Below are 1684 nucleotides of genomic sequence, written 5' to 3'. Positions count from 1 at the left end.
CCCGCCCCCCGCCCGCGCCCCCCCGCGCCGCGGGGGGGGGGGCGCGGCCCGCCCCCCCCCGCGCGGCCCCCCCCCCCCCCCCCCCCCCCCCCCCCCCCCCCCCCCCCCCCCCCGCCGCTGTGTGTCGGTGGCCTGTAGGCGCCCGGCCGCACGTGTCGGTCCGCTGTAGGCGGGCTGTCGGCGGCGCCGAGCACCGTTGCGGTGAGCAGTCCTGGCACCCGCCGGCTGCCACGCGACAGGCGAGGAGCCACCATGCACGACACGCACGTCACGATCATCGGCGCCGGACTCGGCGGCCTCACCCTGGCCCGCGTCCTGCACATCCACGGCATACCCGCCACGGTCTACGAGGCCGAGCCCTCCCCCGCCTCGCGGGCGCAGGGCGGGATGCTCGACATCCACGACTACAACGGACAGCTCGCCGTCGCGGCGGCGGACCTGATGGACGAGTTCCGGGGCCTCGTACTGGAGGGCCGCCAGGCCATGCGGTTCGTCGGCCCTGACGGGGCCGTCCTCGTCGACCGGGCCGACGACGGCACGGGCGGGCGCCCCGAGGTGCAGCGCGGCGAGCTGCGGCAGATGCTGCTCGACTCCATCCCGGACGGCGCCGTCCGGTGGGGCAGGAAGGTCAGCGGGGTGACCGTCCTCGGCGGGGGCCGGCACGAGGTGGCCTTCACCGACGGCACGACCGTCGAGGCGGGTCTGCTCGTCGGCGCGGACGGCGCCTGGTCGCGCGTCCGCCCGCTGCTTTCCGACGCCGTGCCGGAGTACGGCGGCATGTCCTTCGTCGAGACCTACCTGTACGACGCCGAGACCCGGCACCCGGCCGTCGCGAAGGCGGTGGGCGGCGGAACGTTCGGCGCGGTCGATCCGGAGGGGAACGGGAGGTGGATCGGCGCCCACCGGGAGCGCGGCGAGACCATCCACACCTATGTGACCCTCACCAGGCCGCTGGAGTGGTTCGACGCCGTCGACTTCACCGACCCGGCCGCGGCCGCCGCGCGCGTCGCCGCGGAGTTCGACGGCTGGGCGCCGGAGATCACCGCGCTGATCACCGAGAGCGACACCGCACCGGTGCACCGCCCCAACTACACCCTGCCGGCCCGCCACCGCTGGGACCGGGTGCCGGGGGTGACCCTCGTGGGCGACGCGGCCCATCTGTCCCTGCCCAACGGCGAGGGCGCCAACCTCGCCATGCAGGACGGCGCGGAGCTCGGCACGGCGCTCGCCGCGCATCCCGGCGACACCGAGTCGGCGCTCGCCGCGTACGAGGAGGCCATGTTCGCGCGGGGCGCCGAGGAGGCCGAGGGTCCCGACATCAAGACGTTCCAGGACGTGATCGACTTCTTCGCGGAGCAGGACCGGACGCGCTGAAACCGGCCCGGCGGGCGCCCGTCCGGCCGTGTACAGCCGGGCGGGCGCCCCGTGGCGCAGGAGAACCGGCGCGTCAGCTGCCCGCCGCGCCCCTGGAGCCCCGCCGGTGCCGGCCGAGCATCCAGGCCGCGCCGCCCGCCACCAGGACGGCGGCGGCCACCGCGATGCCGGTGACATCGGCGGCCGTGTTCCGCGTCGCGGGGGCCGCCCCCCCCCCCCCCCCCCCCCCCCCCCCCCCCCCCCCGCCCCCCCCCCCCGGGCCCGGCCCCCCCGGGGGCCCCGGGCCCCCGGCGAGCGCCGCCGGGGTAGG

At 78.2% G+C, this 1684-nt stretch carries 1 protein-coding gene and 1 pseudogene; one reads left to right on the top strand and one right to left on the bottom strand.

Annotation, left to right across the window (positions count from 1 at the left end):
- Nucleotides 1-252: 252 nt before the first annotated feature.
- A complete protein-coding gene (locus LCE31_RS07715; protein WP_225013254.1) occupies nt 253-1374 on the top strand; it encodes an FAD-dependent oxidoreductase in 1122 nt (373 codons plus the stop codon).
- A gap of 73 nt (nt 1375-1447) precedes the next feature.
- Here LCE31_RS07715 and LCE31_RS07710 read toward each other — a convergent pair.
- Nucleotides 1448-1684 (bottom strand): annotated as a pseudogene (locus tag LCE31_RS07710) (hypothetical protein); the annotation flags it as partial.

Origin of the sequence: Streptomyces sp. 8L (assembly GCF_020176795.1) — a bacterium.
In the GTDB taxonomy this organism is placed as follows: Bacteria; Actinomycetota; Actinomycetes; order Streptomycetales; family Streptomycetaceae; genus Streptomyces.
The sequence above is the reverse complement of the archived record's forward strand: the minus strand, read 5'-3'. Positions and strand labels throughout refer to the sequence as shown.